Here is a 15,961-nt window from a genome sequence, read left to right as displayed (position 1 = left end):
GAGCCAGCGGTAACTGATTTCGAAGCCGGAAACCTTTGCTTCACCAGGTATTCGCCTCAGCAATTCCGTCTTGACGCGCGCCGGCGGCTCCAGCAAAGCAAGCGAGCGCGGAAGCTGGACAAGAGTCTCGCGGCTTTCGCTGAGATGCACCTCGCAGAGAGCGCAGCCGGTAGCGAGGTGGGCCTCGAACAGTCTCAAATCCTCGCCGTCGAGCGCGCCAACGGCGTAAATTTCGGCGCGTTCAAGCCATTCGTCGTGATTCATAAAATACTCAGCCCGCCTCTGCCCCGACGATCTCTCTAAGGCGCGCGAGCGCGGCGCGCATGCGCGTCTTCACCGTTCCTAGCGGCTCTTTCAGCCGCCCGGCGATCTCCGTCTGGCTGAGCCCGTCGAAATAGGCCAGCTCCAGCACCGTTCGCTGGAGCGGCGGCAGCTCGGCCAAAGCGCTGTTCACCATGATTCTCGCGTCCGAGACCGCGGCGCCGCTCTCGACCTTGCCATCGTATTCCTTTCCGCCGGCGCCTGCTATCGGCACGAAGCTCTTGTCTCTTCTACGTATGGAACGCAGCCGGTCGATTCCCCGGCTCCGCGTAATCGTAATTATCCATGCCTCCGGTGTGCCGCGCGCCGGGCTGTAATTCCCGGCCTCGCGCCAGACTTGAAGGAAAACTTCCTGGAGCAGGTCCTCGGCCGCCGAGCGCTCCTGGACGAGGCGCATGGCAAAGGAAAAAACCAGCGGCGCGTAGCGCTCGTAAAAGAGTTCAAAGGCGCCGCGATTCCCTTGCCCCATCTGTTGAATGAGCTGAACAGAATTGTCCGGGGAAACGGTCATTGCGACTGGACTACCATAGAGATCGAGGAGTTTCCAAGGGTATGGCGATTTTTGAAAATGAGGCAATCCAAACCGCAAGCGACGTTCGTAGAAGCAAATGAAAGAAAAAAGGACTTTATGAAACGGCGGCCACAAGTCGAAATTTTGGCGGTAGGGATTTTTTTGGCGCTTCTCTGCGCCTCGATTAACGGTTTGACTGCCGGGGAAAAATCGCCATCCGACGCCAAGGTGGCCGTAAAGCTCTTTCAGTTTCAGCCTGCCCAGCTCGAGGTAAAACCCGGCACAACGGTGACATGGATCAATGAAGACGATATCGGCCACACGATCACTTCGGGGAATCCCGAAAACAAAGACGGCCGCTTCGATATGCGCCTCGCCGGGAAAGGTACAACCTTCAGCTTCACCTTCACGCAGCCGGGCACTTACGCCTACTTCTGCAATCGACATCAGTCCATGCAAGGCCAAATTCGCGTGAATCGATAAAAATAATATCAACTCAACCGACGAAAGGAGAAAAATATGAAAACTCTCAAACAACTAACCGGGGCGACGGCGATGATCGCTCTGCTCGGGGCGGGCTGCAGCATGACGCCCGCCGATCGTGGCGCGATGCCGATGCATGGCGCCATGGCCGCGACTTCTTCGACGAAAGCGGCGACGCTCAGAAGCAACGTCAACTCCCTGTTGGGCGAGCACGTTTATCTCGCCGCCGCGGCCACCGGCGCGGCGCTGGGCGGGCGCGACGCGGAGTTCAAAGCCGCCGCCGGCGCACTCGACGCGAATTCAGTCGCCATCTCTAAGGCGATCGGCTCCGTATACGGCGGAGACGCGGAGCGGGCGTTTCTGCCTTTGTGGCGCAAGCACATCGGCTTCTTCGTGGACTACACCATGGGCGTGGCCTCGGGCGACAAAGCCAAGCAACAAAAAGCGGTGAACGATCTCGTCGGCTACACCGAGGACTTCGGCGCGTTTCTCAACTCGGCCAACCCAAACCTGCCGAAGGCAACCGTCGCCGAGCTGGTCAAATCCCACGTGCTGACATTGAAGGCGGTCGTGGATGCCCAGGCGGCGAAAGATCCCGTCAAAGCCAACACGGCCTTGCGCGAGGCGTACGGCCACATGCACATGATCGGCGATCCGCTGAGCGAAGCGATCGTCAAGCAGTTCCCGGAAAAATTTGCCGGCTTATGAGAGCCATGGATTCCCCGGGACCGGAGCTTCCGGTCCCGGGGAATTTACGATTGACAAACAGCGATCGGTCTAAGATACTCGAACAAATTTTATTTGGAGGCTGAAGCAATGAAAACACGTTTCTTTGTCAATGTCGTGGCGTTGGTGGTGTTGTCGCTCACCGGCTGCGCCTGGAGCGCGTCGGCTCAGGCGCCGGGCGGCCAAGCCGCGCCCAGCCTGTACAAGCGGCTCGGCGGATACGACGCGATCGCGGCGGTCTCGGACGATTTTATCGGACGCCTCGCCGCCGACAAGCAACTCAATCGTTTCCTCGTCGGCATGAGCGCCGATTCGCAAAAAAGACTGCGCCAGCTCGTGGTGGATCAGCTCTGCCAAGCCACCGGCGGTCCTTGCCTCTACATCGGACGCCCGATGAAGACCGTGCACGCCGGGCTCGGCATCACCGAGAGCGACTGGGATTTGACCGTCAAACATCTGATTGCCTCGCTCGATAAATTCAAAGTTCCGGAGAAGGAGAAAAAAGAATTCCTCGCGCTCGCTTCCAGCCTCAAGCCCGACATCGTGGAAAAAAAGTAAATCCTCCGTGGACACCGCGGGATTCCTGGGGACCGGGGCAACGCTCGGATCGGACGTCAATCTTGTCGTCCAGCTCTTGATGGGTTTTGCCCTGGTGCTGGGCATGGTTCTCGCGCGCCGCGGATTCTATCGGGCCCACGCCGTCTGCCAGGGCAGCGTCGTGCTGCTCAATCTTGTTTTAATCGCCCTGATCATGCTGCCGCCGTTCGCGCGCGATATCTTTCCCGAGCTGCCGCGGCGACTGGGGCAGTCCTACTACTTGTTGCCCACTCTCCATGCCATTCTGGGAAGCGCCGCGCAGCTTCTAGGATTCTACATTCTGATTCGAGCCGGCACCGACTGGCTGCCACAGTCGTTGTGTTTTCAAAACTACAAGCTGTGGATGCGCACAGAGCTGGCGCTCTGGTGGAGCGTCATTGTTCTCGGCGTCATCACCTACTACGCTTGGTTGTAAAGCCGCTCGCTTGCTTCCGATTCGCTCTCGGACTAAGGATTAAAACTCCTGATCAGCGAGAGGTCTTCATGGAGCCGATATCTCCGGCAACGATAAACGCGGCCAATGCCAAGAGTCGAAGGCTCAAGGAGCTGGTCCGCGCGCCGGAGATTCTCGTCATGCCCGGGGCGTACGACGTTCTCAGCGCGCGCTTGTTCGAGCAGATGGGATTCAAGGCCATCCAGTGCACCAGCGGCGGGATCGCGGCGGCGCTGGGCTATCCCGACGGCGAAGTCATGAGCCGCGCTCAAGCCGTCGAGGTGACGGGAAAAATCGCCGGCGCGGTTTCCGTGCCGGTGAATGCCGACGCCGAGCGCGGCTACGGCGATGAAAATGAGATCGGCGACACCGTGCGCGGGCTCGTCGCCGTGGGCACGGCGGGAATGAATTTGGAAGACGGCGCGGGCGGCAAGCAGAGCGGCGTCGGCCGCGGTCTGGTGGAACTGAACGATCAGTTGCGCAAGATCGCAGCCGTGATGAAGGCCAAGCGCGAGCTCGGCAGCGAATTCTTTCTCAACGCGCGAGTGGACGCGCTGATGGTCATGACCGAAGATCCAAAAAAAGCTCTGGACGAGGCGATCCGCCGCGGCAACGCTTACGCCGAGGCGGGCGGGGATTGCATCTTCTTCATGAACGCGGTGGCGCGCGACGTGATCTGCCGGCTCGCCAAAGAAGTAAAGGCGCCTGTCAGCGTTCTGGCCGGGCTCAAGACGCCGGGCGTGAGCGAGCTGCAGGACCTCGGCGTGGCGCGTGTGAGCTACGGCTCGGCTTTTCTGAAAGCGGCCATCGGCGCAACCAGGAGATTGGCCCAGGAAATCCGCGATCACGGAACCATCACGGCGCTCAAAGATGGGATGCAGACTCCGGAAATTTCCGCGCTGATAGCCGGAAAGAAGCCATGACGGAAGCCGTCATTGTTTCTATTCACATCGCGCCGAGCGCGGCGGCGCCGACGAAAGAAGTCGACGGAGTCCGCGCCGTGGCCGGCAGAGGTCTCGAAGGGGATCGATACTTTACCGGGACCGGAACTTACTCCAAGCCGGGCGCGTCGAGCGCCAAAGTGACTTTGATTGAGATCGAGGCGCTCGAAGCGCTCAAGCGAGACTACGGGATCGACTTGAAACCGGGAGAGAGCCGGCGGAACATCGTCACGCGCGGTGTGCCTCTGAACCATCTCGTCGGCCGCGAGTTTAAAATTGGCGAGGTCAAGCTCCGCGGCGCGCATCTCTGCGAGCCCTGCGCTCATCTTCAAAAGCTCACGCGCGAGGGCGTGATGCGCGGCCTGGTCCATCGCGGCGGCCTCAACGCGGAGATTCTGACAGACGGCGTCATCCGCGTCGGAGACACGGTGGAGGTCGATCGAAGTAGTTTGTCCAAGGTGTGAAAGGACAGCTCGACCTTGACTGTGGACATAAAAGTCGGATAATCAGATTCCTATGAAACCTGTCAAAGCGAAGAGACCGCCCTCCCAAAAAGGTCGGGGCAAGAGCAGGCGACAAGCTCGGTCTAGCCTCGCTCCCAAGGGAACCAGCACAATCTCAGCAACTCAAGCGGCTCGCACCTTTGCCAACTTGCTGGATCGGATCCGCGACGGCGGCGAGGCATTCGTCATTGAGCGAAGCGGTGAGCCTATCTGTGAAATGTCTCCTGTGAAACCGTCCCGGTTTACCGGAGCGGACTTGTTCGCTTTGCTTCGCTCCCTGCCGAAACCCGATGCTGGATTCTGGGACGCGGTGGAAGAGGGCGCCCGGCGGCAACCTGCCGTGCCGGATTCACCGTGGGAACGCTGATCGATTCCAGTATTCTGATCGCCGTAGAACGCGGACACCTGAAATTTCCCGGCCTTTCCCTGATGAAGTGGTAATTTTTTTCAGGCGCTGCCGTAAAAGTTAAGCCATAATTTGCTGCGGGAGGCTTTATGAAGCTTTACTATCATCCGAACTCGCCCAACTGCACGGACGTTCTCGCTACGGCGAACCATCTCGGCATCCAGCTCGATCTTCAACTCGTCGATTTGCTGAAAGGCGCGCAAAAAGATCCCGCTTTTCTCAAAATCAATCCCAACGGCAAAGTTCCCGCGCTGGTGGACGGCGATTTCATCCTTTGGGAGTCGAACGCGATCATGCAGTACCTGGCGTCGAAGAAATCGAACAACTCGCTTTGGCCGGGGGACGACAGAACCCGCGCCGATATCTGCCGCTGGCAATTCTGGCAGGCGTCGCAGTGGAGCAAAGCGACGGGAACCTTGGTCTGGGAGAATATGATTAAAAAGTTTTTGAACCTGGGCGGACCCGATCCGGCGAAGATCAAAGAAGGCGAGGATCTGTTTCATATTTCGGCGGCCGTGCTCGACGGCCATTTGAAGGATCGACAATACCTCGTCGGCGCCGGGTTGACCTTGGCCGACTTATCAGTCGCCGCCCCGTTGATCTACGCACGGCCGGCACGCTTGCCGCTGGAGAAGTATGAAAGCGTTCGCGCCTGGTATGGACGTGTTGAGAAGCTCGATGCGTGGAAAAAAGCGTTGCCGAAGATGATGCCGAGCTGATCTGATCCTCAGATGGCCGGCACGGCGGATGCTTCCTTCAAAGATTTCGTTCTCGATCAATTGCAGGAGTTGCCGGATCTCGAATGCCGCTCTATGTTCGGCGGTCACGGACTTTATCAGGAGGAAAGTTTTTTTGGCATCGTCTTCAAAGGAAGGCTTTATTTCAAGACCGACCCCAAGTCGGCCGGTCCCTATCTGAACGCCGGTATGAAACCTTACCGTCCCAACGAAAAACAAACCCTAAAGAATTACTACGAGGTCCCGGTCGACGTCATCGAGGATCGCGACCGGCTTGCCGCCTGGGCGAGAGAATCTTTGCGCGTGGCGAAGAGATAAACAGGGGCTCTGACTTCGATTCGCTCTTTATTGCGTAGTTGCGCAATTGCGCAACTACGCAACATCACTTCGACGATGAGGCCGACTCGACATAGGCGGAAAGGGCGCGCAGAACCTGCCGCATTTTTCGCGGATGCTTCAGGCGGTATCGCGCTCGCAGTTTGGAATCGCTGTCGTAGCGCACAATTTCCGCAAGGCGCAGCGCGCCCAACGTGTGGCTGATGCGCGATAAACTCCGGCTGAGAGAGCGCGCGAGGACGCGATTGCCGGTAGCTCTTTTCTTTCCCGCGCCTCGTTTATCATGTTCCGGAAAATTCTGAAACCGTGCGCGCGGCCCAGTTCATGTTGCGAAGTTGCGAAGTTGTGCAAGTACGTAACGCCTGCAGTAAGAGCGGATGCTGGCGAATTCATCAACGCGGTCGTTCTGGACGGGGCCGTCGACCGGCAAGCTGCGGTGAATGAATATCAGAATTCAAGATTTGACCCTAAGCGCGCTTCTGATCTTGGAAGAAGAGCAAGCGTTGATCGGTCGAGCCCGCCCCTAAATAGCTCTCTGGCCCCTGATAAATTCCGCATGTAAATTTCGAGAGCTCGATGATCCATCGACTTACCGAACACGTTGAAATATGAATTTCACCTCAGGTCCATCGATCAAAGCCCTATAGGCAGAAACGTGTTCAAACCCGTGGCTGAGAAGAGCGAGAATTTCCTTCTCGTCGTCCTTCGAGCATTGAGTGCCGAGGTAAACTCCGGCAAGCTCTCTGGGGTAGAAGCCATAGTCCGCGAACAGCTCCGTCTCCCCCACCACGCGCCAAACTAGCGAGCCGCCACTCTCGTTCGTACGCCCAGTCCATAGTTTTGACATACTGGTATTCTCTTATCAGGTCAAAATAATTCTGCGGACCTATTTCCAACAGGCATCGGGCCCAAGCCTTCTTAGTCGCGATGGCTGGAGGAGTATCTTGGTAGATGACTGGTCGTGCAACGAGAAAAACACTATCCAGTTGATCGACGGCCTCAAACTGAAGGACCGCGCCTCTGTACTTATCCGCATAGTGGAACCACATTGAGGTAACGTCATGCAGTTCGGAAAGACACAGCACTCGCAACTTAGGCACGATCTCACGCCAAACTTGCTTGAGTGCGGCAAAAGCTTCGAATTGACCTGCCGTCATCGGACCCGGATCGCGCCGCATACGCGCTGCCATACGAAGTCGCAGATCACGTTTGTCCCGGAGGGCGGTCGTCATAGCTGCTATTGCTTTCTGCCAAGGGCGAGACGGCTCGTAAGAGGGATCATCCGTTTCCAGCAGGGTTGCCCACTCTTCTGCAACCGCTGCATGTAGTTCTGCTTCGTTGAAGTTCAGGCGCAGCTCTTGGGTCACGTCAAAGGGATCATTAAACAAGAGAGGCGAACTCCAACGCAGCTTTCTAGTTGCCAAGACTATCTTTGCCACATGGGAGGAAACGTACTTATAGAAGAATCGCCGGTCGTGATCGCGCCTTGGCGATCGGTAGGGCGACTCATCGGCTTCTGGACGGCTCATTCGTTCGACTTTGGGCCTTATCGGTATGCTTCTCTTCGATGGGCAACGCTGTAGATAAAAACCCGCTTCGCTTGATCGTCGATCGTGTAGAGAACTCGATAGTCTCCGACGCGTAGGCGGTAACCGTCGCCTCCTTCGAGTTTTAGAGTGCCCGGCGGCCGAGGGTTGTTTTCGAGAGACAGAATTCTGTTGCTAATGTTTTTGTGAATCTTGGCGGGAAGGCGGTCCATTTCCTTCTCGGCTGATCGTTTGATCTCGACTGTGTAGGCCACCTAATCGCCCCGTTTTTTTAGATACTCCCGGAAAGGACGGGACGGCTCGTTTCTCCTTTCCTCGATCGTAGCGAGATCGATCAGATCGTGCCGGACTTTCCTATCCTTGACGAGACCGAGCAGCACAAGCTCCCTCTCGCGTTTTGGCAGAGATCGGATCGTGGTGAGAAGACTTTCGGCTAGTTTCTTTTCTGGTTTGGCCAAGGGAATTTACCTCCGGCACCGATTAATATAATCCATCTCAGCAGAGTTGTCACTCCAAGAGAAAAAATCACGCCTCAAACGGTCTCTGCTTCTACCGGTCTTTCTTTCTTGGCCGAATTCCCCTTCAAATAATCCCGCAAATAGCGGGCGGTGTGGGAGCGCTTGCCGTCTTTGATCATCTCCAGCGGCGGGCCGCAGGCGACGACATGGCCGCCCTTCTCGCCGCCTTCCGGGCCGAGATCGATCAGGTAATCCGCTTCTTTGATGATTTCAAGATTGTGCTCGATCGTCACCACCGTGTTGCCCATGTCGACCAGCCGGTGCAATATCTGAATCAACTTCTCCACGTCGGAAAAATGCAGTCCCGTCGTCGGCTCGTCTAAAACGTAGAGCGTTTTTCCGCGCGACTCTTTCCCCAGCTCGTAGGCGAGCTTGATGCGCTGCGCCTCGCCGCCGGACAGCGTGTTGCTCGCCTGCCCGAGCGTGATGTAGCCCATCCCAATGTCGTTCAAAATTCGCACCGGCCCCATGACTTTCGGCAGCGCGCGGAAAAACTCCACTCCCTCTTCCACGGTCATGCGCAGTACGTCGCCGATGTTCTTGCCGTTGTAGCGGATGTTGAGCGTCTCCTCGTTGAAGCGCTGGCCGCCGCAGGCGTCGCAGTCGAGAAACACGTCAGGCAGAAAGCTCATCTCCTTACGGATCTTTCCCTGGCCCGCGCAAACTTCGCAGCGGCCGCCGGAGACGTTGAAGGAAAACCGATTCGGCGCGTAGCCGCGAAGACGCGCTTCCGGCGTGAGCGCGAATATGCGCCGGATCTCGTCGAGAAAGCCGACGTAGGACGCCGGAATGGACCGCGGCGTCTTGCCGATCGGGCTCTGGTCGACTTCCACCACGCGCTCCAGCGCTTGCCAGCCCGCGATGTCCTTGTGCTCGCCGGGGCGGCCGGCGAACTGGCCGAGCTTCAACTTCAGTCCTTTGTAGAGAACTTCCTTGACCAAGGTGCTTTTTCCCGAGCCGGAGATTCCGGTGACGCAGCTCCACGAGCCGAGCGGCAGCTTCACGTCCACGGTCTTCAAGTTGTTGGCCTTGGCGCCGCGGATCGTGAGCCAGGCCGTCCCGGCGAAGAGCCGCAGGGGCCAGTTGCGCTTCTTCGGCGCGTTCAAAAAATTGCCGGTCGGCGACGCCGGGTTGCGGCGAATTTCTTCCGGCGTGCCGATCGCGACGACGTTGCCGCCGTGGACTCCCGCGCCGGGACCCAAGTCCACGATGATATCGGCGGACTCGATCGTCGCCTCGTCATGCTCGACGACGAGCACGCTGTTGCCGGCCTTTTCCAGTTTCTTCAGCGTGCCGAGGAGCATGGCGTTATCGCGCGGATGGAGGCCGATCGTCGGCTCGTCGAGGATGTAGCAAACGCCGCGGAGATTGGAGCCGAGCTGCGCCGCGAGGCGGATGCGCTGGGCCTCGCCGCCCGAGAGCGTATCGGCGCGCCGGTCGAGAGTGAGATAGGGCAGTCCGACTTCGGCGAGAAAATCGAGCCGCTGCTGGATCTCGCGCAAAACTTTTTCGGTGACCGCGCGGTCGCGCGCCGTGCCGCCGTTGTCATGCTGGTTCAAATCGAGCCCGTGGAAATAACCCTGGGCTTCCTTCACCGAAAGCGCGCTCACCTGCCAGATCGCCTGGCCGTTCACCTTGACCGCCTGGGCGCGGCGGCTGAGGCGCCTGCCGTGACACGAAGCGCACATAGACTCGGACATGAACTGCGACAACCACTCGGCCAGGCCGTTTTCCGCGCCGTCCCATAGTCCCTTGAAATAGGGTAGTAGACCGATGAATTTCCCGCCGCCGTGAACCACCGTCTGGCGATTCTTTTTGCCCAGGCGGGCGAACGGCGTTTCGACCTCGACCCGCGCCTTTTTCAAATCGCGCCGCAGATTATCCACGCGGCGCTTGATCTCCCCCGCGCTCATCGACGAGCCGGACGTCCAGGCAGATAAAATCTCCGCGAGCGAACGCCGCGGATCGGTTATCATCAGGTCGGGATCGAACTCCAGACTGAAGCCGACGCCGGCGCATTCGGCGCAGGCGCCGTGCCGGCTGTTGAACGAAAACAATCGCGGATCGAGCGTTTCGTAGCCGATGCCGCAGTGGAGGCAGAAGAGCCGCTGGTTGTAGATGTGCTCGCCGGAGCGCGTGACGAGGTGCACCACGCCGTTGCCGAGGCGGAGGCCTTGCTCGACCAGCGCCTCGACCTCGCGGCCGCCCGCTTTGGCCTGGCCGACGAGAACGTCGATGTCGTGCTCGCGATAGCGCTCCAGGCCGGCGGCCAATTTCGGCGAGCGCAAATCCACCACCTGTCCGTCGATGCGCGCGCGCCGGTAGCCGAGCTTGAGCGCGCCGGTGATCACCTCTTTGTGAAATCCCTTCCGTCCCCTGACGATCGGGCTCAGCACCGCGACTTCCTTGCCGCGGTGAACGCGGGAAATGCGGTCGAGGATCTGGCTTTTGGTGAGCGATCTGATCTCGCGCGCGCATTGAACGCAGTGTTGTTTTCCTACCTTCGAATAAAGCAGCCTGAGGTAGTGGTAAATCTCCGTGACCGTCGCGACGGTCGAATTCCTCCCGCCCTGGCTCAAGCGCTGCTCGATCGCCACCGTCGGCGGAATGCCCGAGAGCAGATCGACGTTGGGGCGGTCCATGATGTTGAGGAACTGTCTCGCGTAGGCCGAGAGGCTGTCGATGTAGCGGCGCTGCCCCTCGGCGTAAATGATGTCGAAGGCGAGCGACGATTTTCCCGAGCCGCTGAGTCCCGTGATCACGACGAAGCGGTCGCGCGGAATGTCCAGGTTGATATTTTTTAAGTTGTGCTCTTTGGCGCCGACGATTTTGATGGCGTTATTGCCGTTGGCGGAACCGTTTGGCCCCGCTACGGTCAAACTTTTTTCCAGACGCGGTATGAAGGGAGATACCGCGCCGTGCTTCAAATACGATTTGAGATACCGTCCCGTATGAGATCTGTCGCTGTGCGCGATCTCCTCCGGCGTCCCGACGGCGACGATCGCGCCGCCGGCGTCGCCGCCTTCGGGCCCGAGGTCGATGATGTGGTCGGCGCATTTGACCACGTCCATGTTGTGCTCGATGACGACGACGGAGTGCCCCTGGTCGATCAGCTCGTTGAAGGCCCAGAGCAGCCGCTCGATGTCGTGGAAGTGGAGGCCGGTGGTCGGCTCGTCGAAGATAAAAAGGGTTCCCGACTTGCGCGCTTTGGCCATGTGGGCGGCGAGCTTCAGCCGCTGTGATTCACCGCCTGAAAGCGTGGTGAGCGGTTGTCCCAGACGAACGTAGTCGAGACCGACCGCGCGCAGCGGGCGGAGGCCGTATTCGACCTCCGTCGAGTCTTTGAAAAACTCCATCGCCTCCGCGACCGTCATGTCGAGCACGTCGCGGATCGTGCGACGGCGATAGGTCACTTCTAAAATATCCTGGCGGAAGCGGCTCCCCTGGCACTCGGGGCAGGAGGTGTAGACGTCCGAGAGGAACTGCATCTCGACTTTCTCGTAGCCTTCGCCGCGGCACGTCTCGCAGCGGCCGCCTTCGACGTTGAAGGAAAAGGTCGACGGCGTGTAGCCGCGCAGGCGCGAAAGGTCGGCGGCGGCGAAGAGTTTGCGGATGCCGTCGAAGACTTTCATGTACGTCGCCGGGTTCGAGCGCGGCGTGGTGCCGACCGGCGATTGATCGACGAGAACCACGTCGGAGATCTTGTCCGCTCCTTCAACCCGGGCGCAGTGGGTGATCGTCGCGCCCGGAGAGTCTTTCAGCTTGCGCAAATTTCGATGAATCACTTCGTCGACCAGACTCGACTTGCCCGATCCGGAAACTCCGGTGATGCAGACAAAAAGTCCGAGTGGAATATCGACGTCGATGTTTTGGAGATTGTTGGCGTTCGCGCCGAGGATTCGGATCGTTCGCTGGGGGATCGTCTTGCGCCGGCGCGAAGGAAACGGGATGCTTTTCCTCTGCGATAGATAGGCTGCGGTGAGCGACTTCTGATCGTTCAACAGATCCCCATAGGGTCCGGCAAAGACGATCTCGCCGCCGTGCTCGCCGGCCTTCGGCCCGAGGTCGATGACGTAGTCGCTCTCCTTGATGATCTCGGGATCGTGCTCGACCACGACGACGGTGTTCTGGTTGGCGCGGAGATCATGAAGAATCTCGACGAGGCGGTGGCTGTCGCGCGGGTGCAGGCCGATCGAGGGCTCGTCGAGCACGTAGAGCGTATTCACCAGCGACGAGCCGATCGCGGTGGTGAGATCGACGCGCTCGAGCTCGCCGCCCGAGAGCGTGCGCGACTGGCGGTCCAACGTGAGGTATTCGAGGCCGACGCCCATGAGATAGCCGAGCCGGCGGCGGATCTCATCCAAAATCAGCCGCGCGACGGCGTCGCTCTCGGCGCCGAGGCGAAGATCTTGGAAGAAGCGATGGGCGTCGCCGACGCTCATGGCGTTGATCTCGGCGACGGTCTTGCCGTCGACGCGGAAATTGAGCGCGTCGGGCTTGAGCCGCGAGCCCTGGCAATCAGGACACAGCAGGTAGGCGCGGTAGCGCGAGAGAAAGACCCGCACGTGCATGCGGTAGCTCTTCCGCTCCAGGCGCTGGAACCAGCCCCGGATGCCTTTGAACCTGCCGTCGCCGTTGACGATCAAATCTTTTTGCCTATCGCTCAGCTCAGCGTACGGCTTTTTCGTCGGGATTTTTTTGCTCTCGCAGAACTCCATCAGGCGCTGGGTTCTCCGCGCCTTGGTTTTCCACGGCTTGATCGCGCCGTCGCCGAGCGACTTCGTCGGATCTGGAATCACCAGATCGAGATCGATGTCGATGACCCGGCCGAAGCCGCGGCAGGTCTCGCACGCGCCCAGCGGGCTGTTGAACGAGAACAGGTTCGGCGTCGGATCGTGGTACGTGAAATCGCAATGCGGGCAGTGAAAGTGGCTGCTGAAAGGCTCCCGCCGCCAGCCGTCGTCCGGGTAGTATAAATTGAGCCTTCCTTTGCCGTACTGAAGCGCCTGCTCGAGGGATCCGGTGATTCTCTTCTTCGCCTCCGGACGGTGAATCAACCGGTCCACCACGACTTCGATTTTATCCGTCCCGGCGGGAGGCTCTTGGATGTCTTCCAGATCGCAGACGGCGTCGTCGCGCAACAAACGGTGGAAGCCCGCGCCCTGCAAGCCGAGCTTGGTCTCGCTCCAAGGAAACGAGGGCGAAATGGCAAGTGGAAAAGTGAGAACTACAGTCGAGCCCTCGGGCGCGCCGCTCAATTTCTTAAAGATCGTTTGTGCCGTGTCGCGCTCCACCACCCGGCCGCAGCCCTTGCAGTAAAGCAGCGAGACCTTGGCGAAGAGGAGCTTCAGATGATCGTGCAGCTCGGTCATCGTTCCGACCGTCGAGCGCGAAGTTTTGACCCGCCGGCGCTGATCGATCGCTATCGTGGGAGGAATGCCTTCGATGCTCTCCACTTCGGGCTTGTCCATGCGGTCGAGGAACTGGCGCGCGTAGGCGGAGAAGCTCTCCACGTAGCGCCGCTGCCCCTCCGCGTAGAGAATATCGAAGGCGAGAGTGGATTTTCCCGAGCCGCTAACGCCGGTGACGACGGTCAGGGCGTTGAGCGGAATATCGAGGTCGAAGTTTTTGAGGTTATTCTGCCTCGCGCCGCGTATGTGAATCCAGTCTTGACTCATCGTAGTCTATTGCAGGTGAAATCTCTCGACCAGAATGCGGCGGAAGCGCGCGCCGTAGATCAGATCGAAGGTGTTGCCTTTGTCGGGAAAAAGCTCCAAGGCCTTTTCTCTCGCGTCGGCAACGAGCTTCTGGGCTTGGGCGAGGCTCAGGTCGGTTTGCCAGAGGAGCGCGGCGGTAAAATCCATCAGATACCGGAGCCGTTTCAACTTCAATTCCTCGGCGCGTACTGCTTCTTTATCCGGTTTCATCGCACAACCTTTGACTTGTATCACAGGTCGGCGGTTAGTCAAGGCAAATTCGTCGCGGGATAGTGGTTCAATTTGATTCAACAACATTCTACGTAGGGGCAGGCCCCTGTGCCTGCCCTTCTTTCGGGCGACCACGGGTGGTCGCCCCTACAAAACCTTATCAAACTGGAACCACAACCCGTCGCCGTTCGATTCTCCTCCGGCGCTTTGCTAAGCTGGCGCTATGCGCATCGCCGATATCTTCTACTCCATTCAAGGCGAAGGACGGCTCATCGGAGTGCCGTCGACGTTCATCCGAACTTCCGGCTGCAACTTGCGCTGCGTCTGGTGCGACACGCCCTACACGTCGTGGGAGCCCGAGGGCGAAGAGCGGAGCCTCGACGAAATACTGACGGAAGTAAAGCGGCATCCGGCGAAGCACGCCGTCGTGACCGGCGGCGAACCGCTGCTGGCGCACGAGATAGAGGAGCTGACGCACAGGCTCAAGCGCGAAAGCTTTCACATCACGATCGAGACCGCGGCGACGATCTTCAAGCCGGTTTCGTGCGACCTCGTGTCGATGAGCCCGAAGCTCGTCAACTCGACGCCCTGGAAAAGGGATCAGGGCCGGTTTGCGTGGATGCACGAGCAGCATCGGCTCAACCTGCCCGTGATCGAGCAATTCATCGACGGCTACGATTACCAGCTCAAGTTCGTCGTCGACAATCAGAACGACTTTGTAGAGGTCGAGCAAATTCTAGCAAGGCTCGGCAACGTCGAGCGGAGCCACGTCCTCATCATGCCCCAGGGGACGACCAAAGAAGAGCTCGCCGAGCGCGCTACGTGGATCGTGGAGCTATGCAAAGAGCACCGATTTTCTTACACGCCGCGGCTGCACATCGAGCTGTGGGGGAACCGCAGGGGGACATAGGGTCAGCACACTTGGAAAACCCTCACCCCTTCCCTCTCCCACAGGGAGAGGGCGAGGGTGAGGGAATCTGTCGCGCTGAAACTTCCAGCACGAAGATCCGGTAATTCAAATCGAAGAATAGCCGGCCGTCGATCAGGCGAACGTTTTGTCCGGTCGTGTCGCCGCGCATCGATTGCCTGAGTAGCCATCGTATCATTCGCTTCACTTTCAGCGGCGTCTGGGTCAGCGCCATCCAGTCCTCAGCGTCTCGCCGCTGCACGAGCCTCTTTACTTTCACGACTCTGAGACCCGCGTTCTTAAATAGTTTGCGCCACTTCCTGAGCGGAATCATCTCGACGTGCGACGGATCGCGCATTTTTTCGAGCCTGTTCTGCCAACGGCTCTTTTCCGGGTCGTTCTTCGAGGTGTTGTCGGAAATCAGAATCTTCCCGTTCCGCTTGAGCACGCGAACCATTTCATTCAATACCTGCTCGGGCTGAGGGAAGTGGTGGAATGAGGCGCGCGTCACGACCAGATCGAAGCTTCCGTCGGCAAACGGCAGACGGCTCACGTCGGCGCGGCGAAAAGTTGCGTTGTCGAAACCTTCGCGGCGCGCCAACGCGCGCGCCTTCCTCAGCATCTCCGCCGTCAGATCGACGCCGACGACCTGGCGGGCATGTTTGGCAAACTCCAGTGCGACGAAGCCCGGGCCGCAGGCGAGATCGAGGACGCGGTGCGATCGCTTGACGCCGGCCAACGGCGGCAGAATTTCCAGGCCCCCTTTCCGCCGCATGGACTGCGACCGAGAAAATCGCTCGGCCTGCTTGGTGAATTCGCGCTGAACGATCTTGCCGAAGTGCTCTTGCCGCAAGGGCTTCATGAATCCCAGTCGATTGTTTACAGTCAAGCCGGTTTTTGGCGACCTGTCCCCTCTTCCTTCGCGTGCTTCGTGTCCTTCGTATGCAGCCTATACGGTTGCTTGTCTAGCCGGTGAAAGTCCGGTCGCGGGAATTGGTTGTTTGCCCGCGTAGTGATACTCGACACCCCCCTAAGGGGTGACCCAGGAGGTGAAAGCTCGAATGTAAA

General features: G+C 59.1%; 17 protein-coding genes. 9 read left to right on the top strand and 8 right to left on the bottom strand.

Annotation, left to right across the window (positions count from 1 at the left end):
• Together VGL70_10940 and VGL70_10935 are read right to left on the bottom strand one after the other, a co-directional pair.
• On the bottom strand, positions 1-264 hold a 264-nt coding region (locus VGL70_10940), incomplete at its 3' end, for a hypothetical protein (protein ID HEY3304037.1).
• A 7-nt stretch (positions 265-271) separates the two neighbouring features.
• Positions 272-832, bottom strand: a complete 561-nt coding sequence (locus tag VGL70_10935) for a sigma-70 family RNA polymerase sigma factor (protein HEY3304036.1) — start codon at positions 830-832, stop codon at positions 272-274.
• Positions 833-949: 117 nt separating this feature from the next.
• Here VGL70_10935 and VGL70_10930 point away from each other — a divergent pair, with 117 nt between their 5' ends.
• The 8 genes from VGL70_10930 (at position 950) to VGL70_10895 (ending at position 5,976) form a co-directional block, all read left to right on the top strand.
• The gene (locus VGL70_10930) at positions 950-1,315 is read left to right on the top strand and encodes a plastocyanin/azurin family copper-binding protein (GenBank protein ID HEY3304035.1); all 366 of its coding nucleotides are present in this window, start codon (positions 950-952) and stop codon (positions 1,313-1,315) included.
• A 36-nt stretch (positions 1,316-1,351) separates the two neighbouring features.
• A complete protein-coding gene (locus VGL70_10925) occupies positions 1,352-2,023 on the top strand; it encodes a hypothetical protein (protein HEY3304034.1) in 672 nt (223 codons plus the stop codon).
• Positions 2,024-2,131: 108 nt separating this feature from the next.
• Positions 2,132-2,599, top strand: a complete 468-nt coding sequence (locus tag VGL70_10920) for a group 1 truncated hemoglobin (GenBank protein ID HEY3304033.1) — start codon at positions 2,132-2,134, stop codon at positions 2,597-2,599.
• Between the two features lie 7 nt (positions 2,600-2,606).
• Positions 2,607-3,053, top strand: a complete 447-nt coding sequence (locus tag VGL70_10915; protein ID HEY3304032.1) for a DUF420 domain-containing protein — start codon at positions 2,607-2,609, stop codon at positions 3,051-3,053.
• 68 nt (positions 3,054-3,121) lie between these two features.
• Positions 3,122-3,994 (top strand): isocitrate lyase/phosphoenolpyruvate mutase family protein, encoded by an 873-nt coding sequence (locus VGL70_10910; GenBank protein ID HEY3304031.1) that lies wholly within the window; start codon positions 3,122-3,124, stop codon positions 3,992-3,994.
• Positions 3,991-4,476 carry an MOSC domain-containing protein gene (locus VGL70_10905; protein HEY3304030.1) on the top strand — a complete coding sequence of 162 codons (486 nt, stop codon included), beginning with the start codon at positions 3,991-3,993 and terminating at the stop codon, positions 4,474-4,476. Before VGL70_10910 ends, VGL70_10905 begins: the two co-directional genes overlap by 4 nt.
• Before the next feature lie 534 nt (positions 4,477-5,010).
• Positions 5,011-5,640 carry a glutathione S-transferase family protein gene (locus VGL70_10900; protein HEY3304029.1) on the top strand — a complete coding sequence of 210 codons (630 nt, stop codon included), beginning with the start codon at positions 5,011-5,013 and terminating at the stop codon, positions 5,638-5,640.
• 12 nt (positions 5,641-5,652) lie between these two features.
• Positions 5,653-5,976, top strand: coding sequence for a TfoX/Sxy family protein (locus VGL70_10895; protein ID HEY3304028.1), 324 nt, complete (start codon positions 5,653-5,655; stop codon positions 5,974-5,976).
• A 677-nt stretch (positions 5,977-6,653) separates the two neighbouring features.
• Here the strand turns inward: VGL70_10895 and VGL70_10890 are convergent.
• From VGL70_10890 to VGL70_10870, 5 genes are all read right to left on the bottom strand, one after another.
• The gene (locus VGL70_10890) at positions 6,654-7,382 is read right to left on the bottom strand and encodes a DUF2971 domain-containing protein (GenBank protein ID HEY3304027.1); all 729 of its coding nucleotides are present in this window, start codon (positions 7,380-7,382) and stop codon (positions 6,654-6,656) included.
• A gap of 158 nt (positions 7,383-7,540) precedes the next feature.
• Positions 7,541-7,795 (bottom strand): type II toxin-antitoxin system RelE/ParE family toxin, encoded by a 255-nt coding sequence (locus tag VGL70_10885; GenBank protein ID HEY3304026.1) that lies wholly within the window; start codon positions 7,793-7,795, stop codon positions 7,541-7,543.
• Positions 7,796-7,999, bottom strand: coding sequence for a hypothetical protein (locus VGL70_10880; GenBank protein HEY3304025.1), 204 nt, complete (start codon positions 7,997-7,999; stop codon positions 7,796-7,798).
• A gap of 74 nt (positions 8,000-8,073) precedes the next feature.
• Positions 8,074-13,737: an excinuclease ABC subunit UvrA gene (uvrA, locus tag VGL70_10875; protein HEY3304024.1), complete on the bottom strand. Its 5,664-nt coding sequence runs from the start codon at positions 13,735-13,737 to the stop codon at positions 8,074-8,076.
• A 6-nt stretch (positions 13,738-13,743) separates the two neighbouring features.
• Positions 13,744-13,986 carry a hypothetical protein gene (locus tag VGL70_10870; protein ID HEY3304023.1) on the bottom strand — a complete coding sequence of 81 codons (243 nt, stop codon included), beginning with the start codon at positions 13,984-13,986 and terminating at the stop codon, positions 13,744-13,746.
• A 223-nt stretch (positions 13,987-14,209) separates the two neighbouring features.
• On the opposite strand from VGL70_10870, the gene VGL70_10865 reads away from it, so the two are divergent.
• Positions 14,210-14,896 carry a 7-carboxy-7-deazaguanine synthase QueE gene (locus VGL70_10865; GenBank protein HEY3304022.1) on the top strand — a complete coding sequence of 229 codons (687 nt, stop codon included), beginning with the start codon at positions 14,210-14,212 and terminating at the stop codon, positions 14,894-14,896.
• A 22-nt stretch (positions 14,897-14,918) separates the two neighbouring features.
• Here VGL70_10865 and VGL70_10860 read toward each other — a convergent pair whose 3' ends face one another.
• Positions 14,919-15,755 (bottom strand): class I SAM-dependent methyltransferase, encoded by an 837-nt coding sequence (locus tag VGL70_10860; protein HEY3304021.1) that lies wholly within the window; start codon positions 15,753-15,755, stop codon positions 14,919-14,921.
• Positions 15,756-15,961 lie beyond the last annotated feature (206 nt).

This window comes from Candidatus Binatia bacterium (assembly GCA_036504975.1).
In the GTDB taxonomy this organism is placed as follows: Bacteria; Desulfobacterota; Binatia; order UBA9968; family UBA9968; genus JAJPJQ01.
This window is presented reverse-complemented; position numbering and strand designations above follow the sequence as displayed.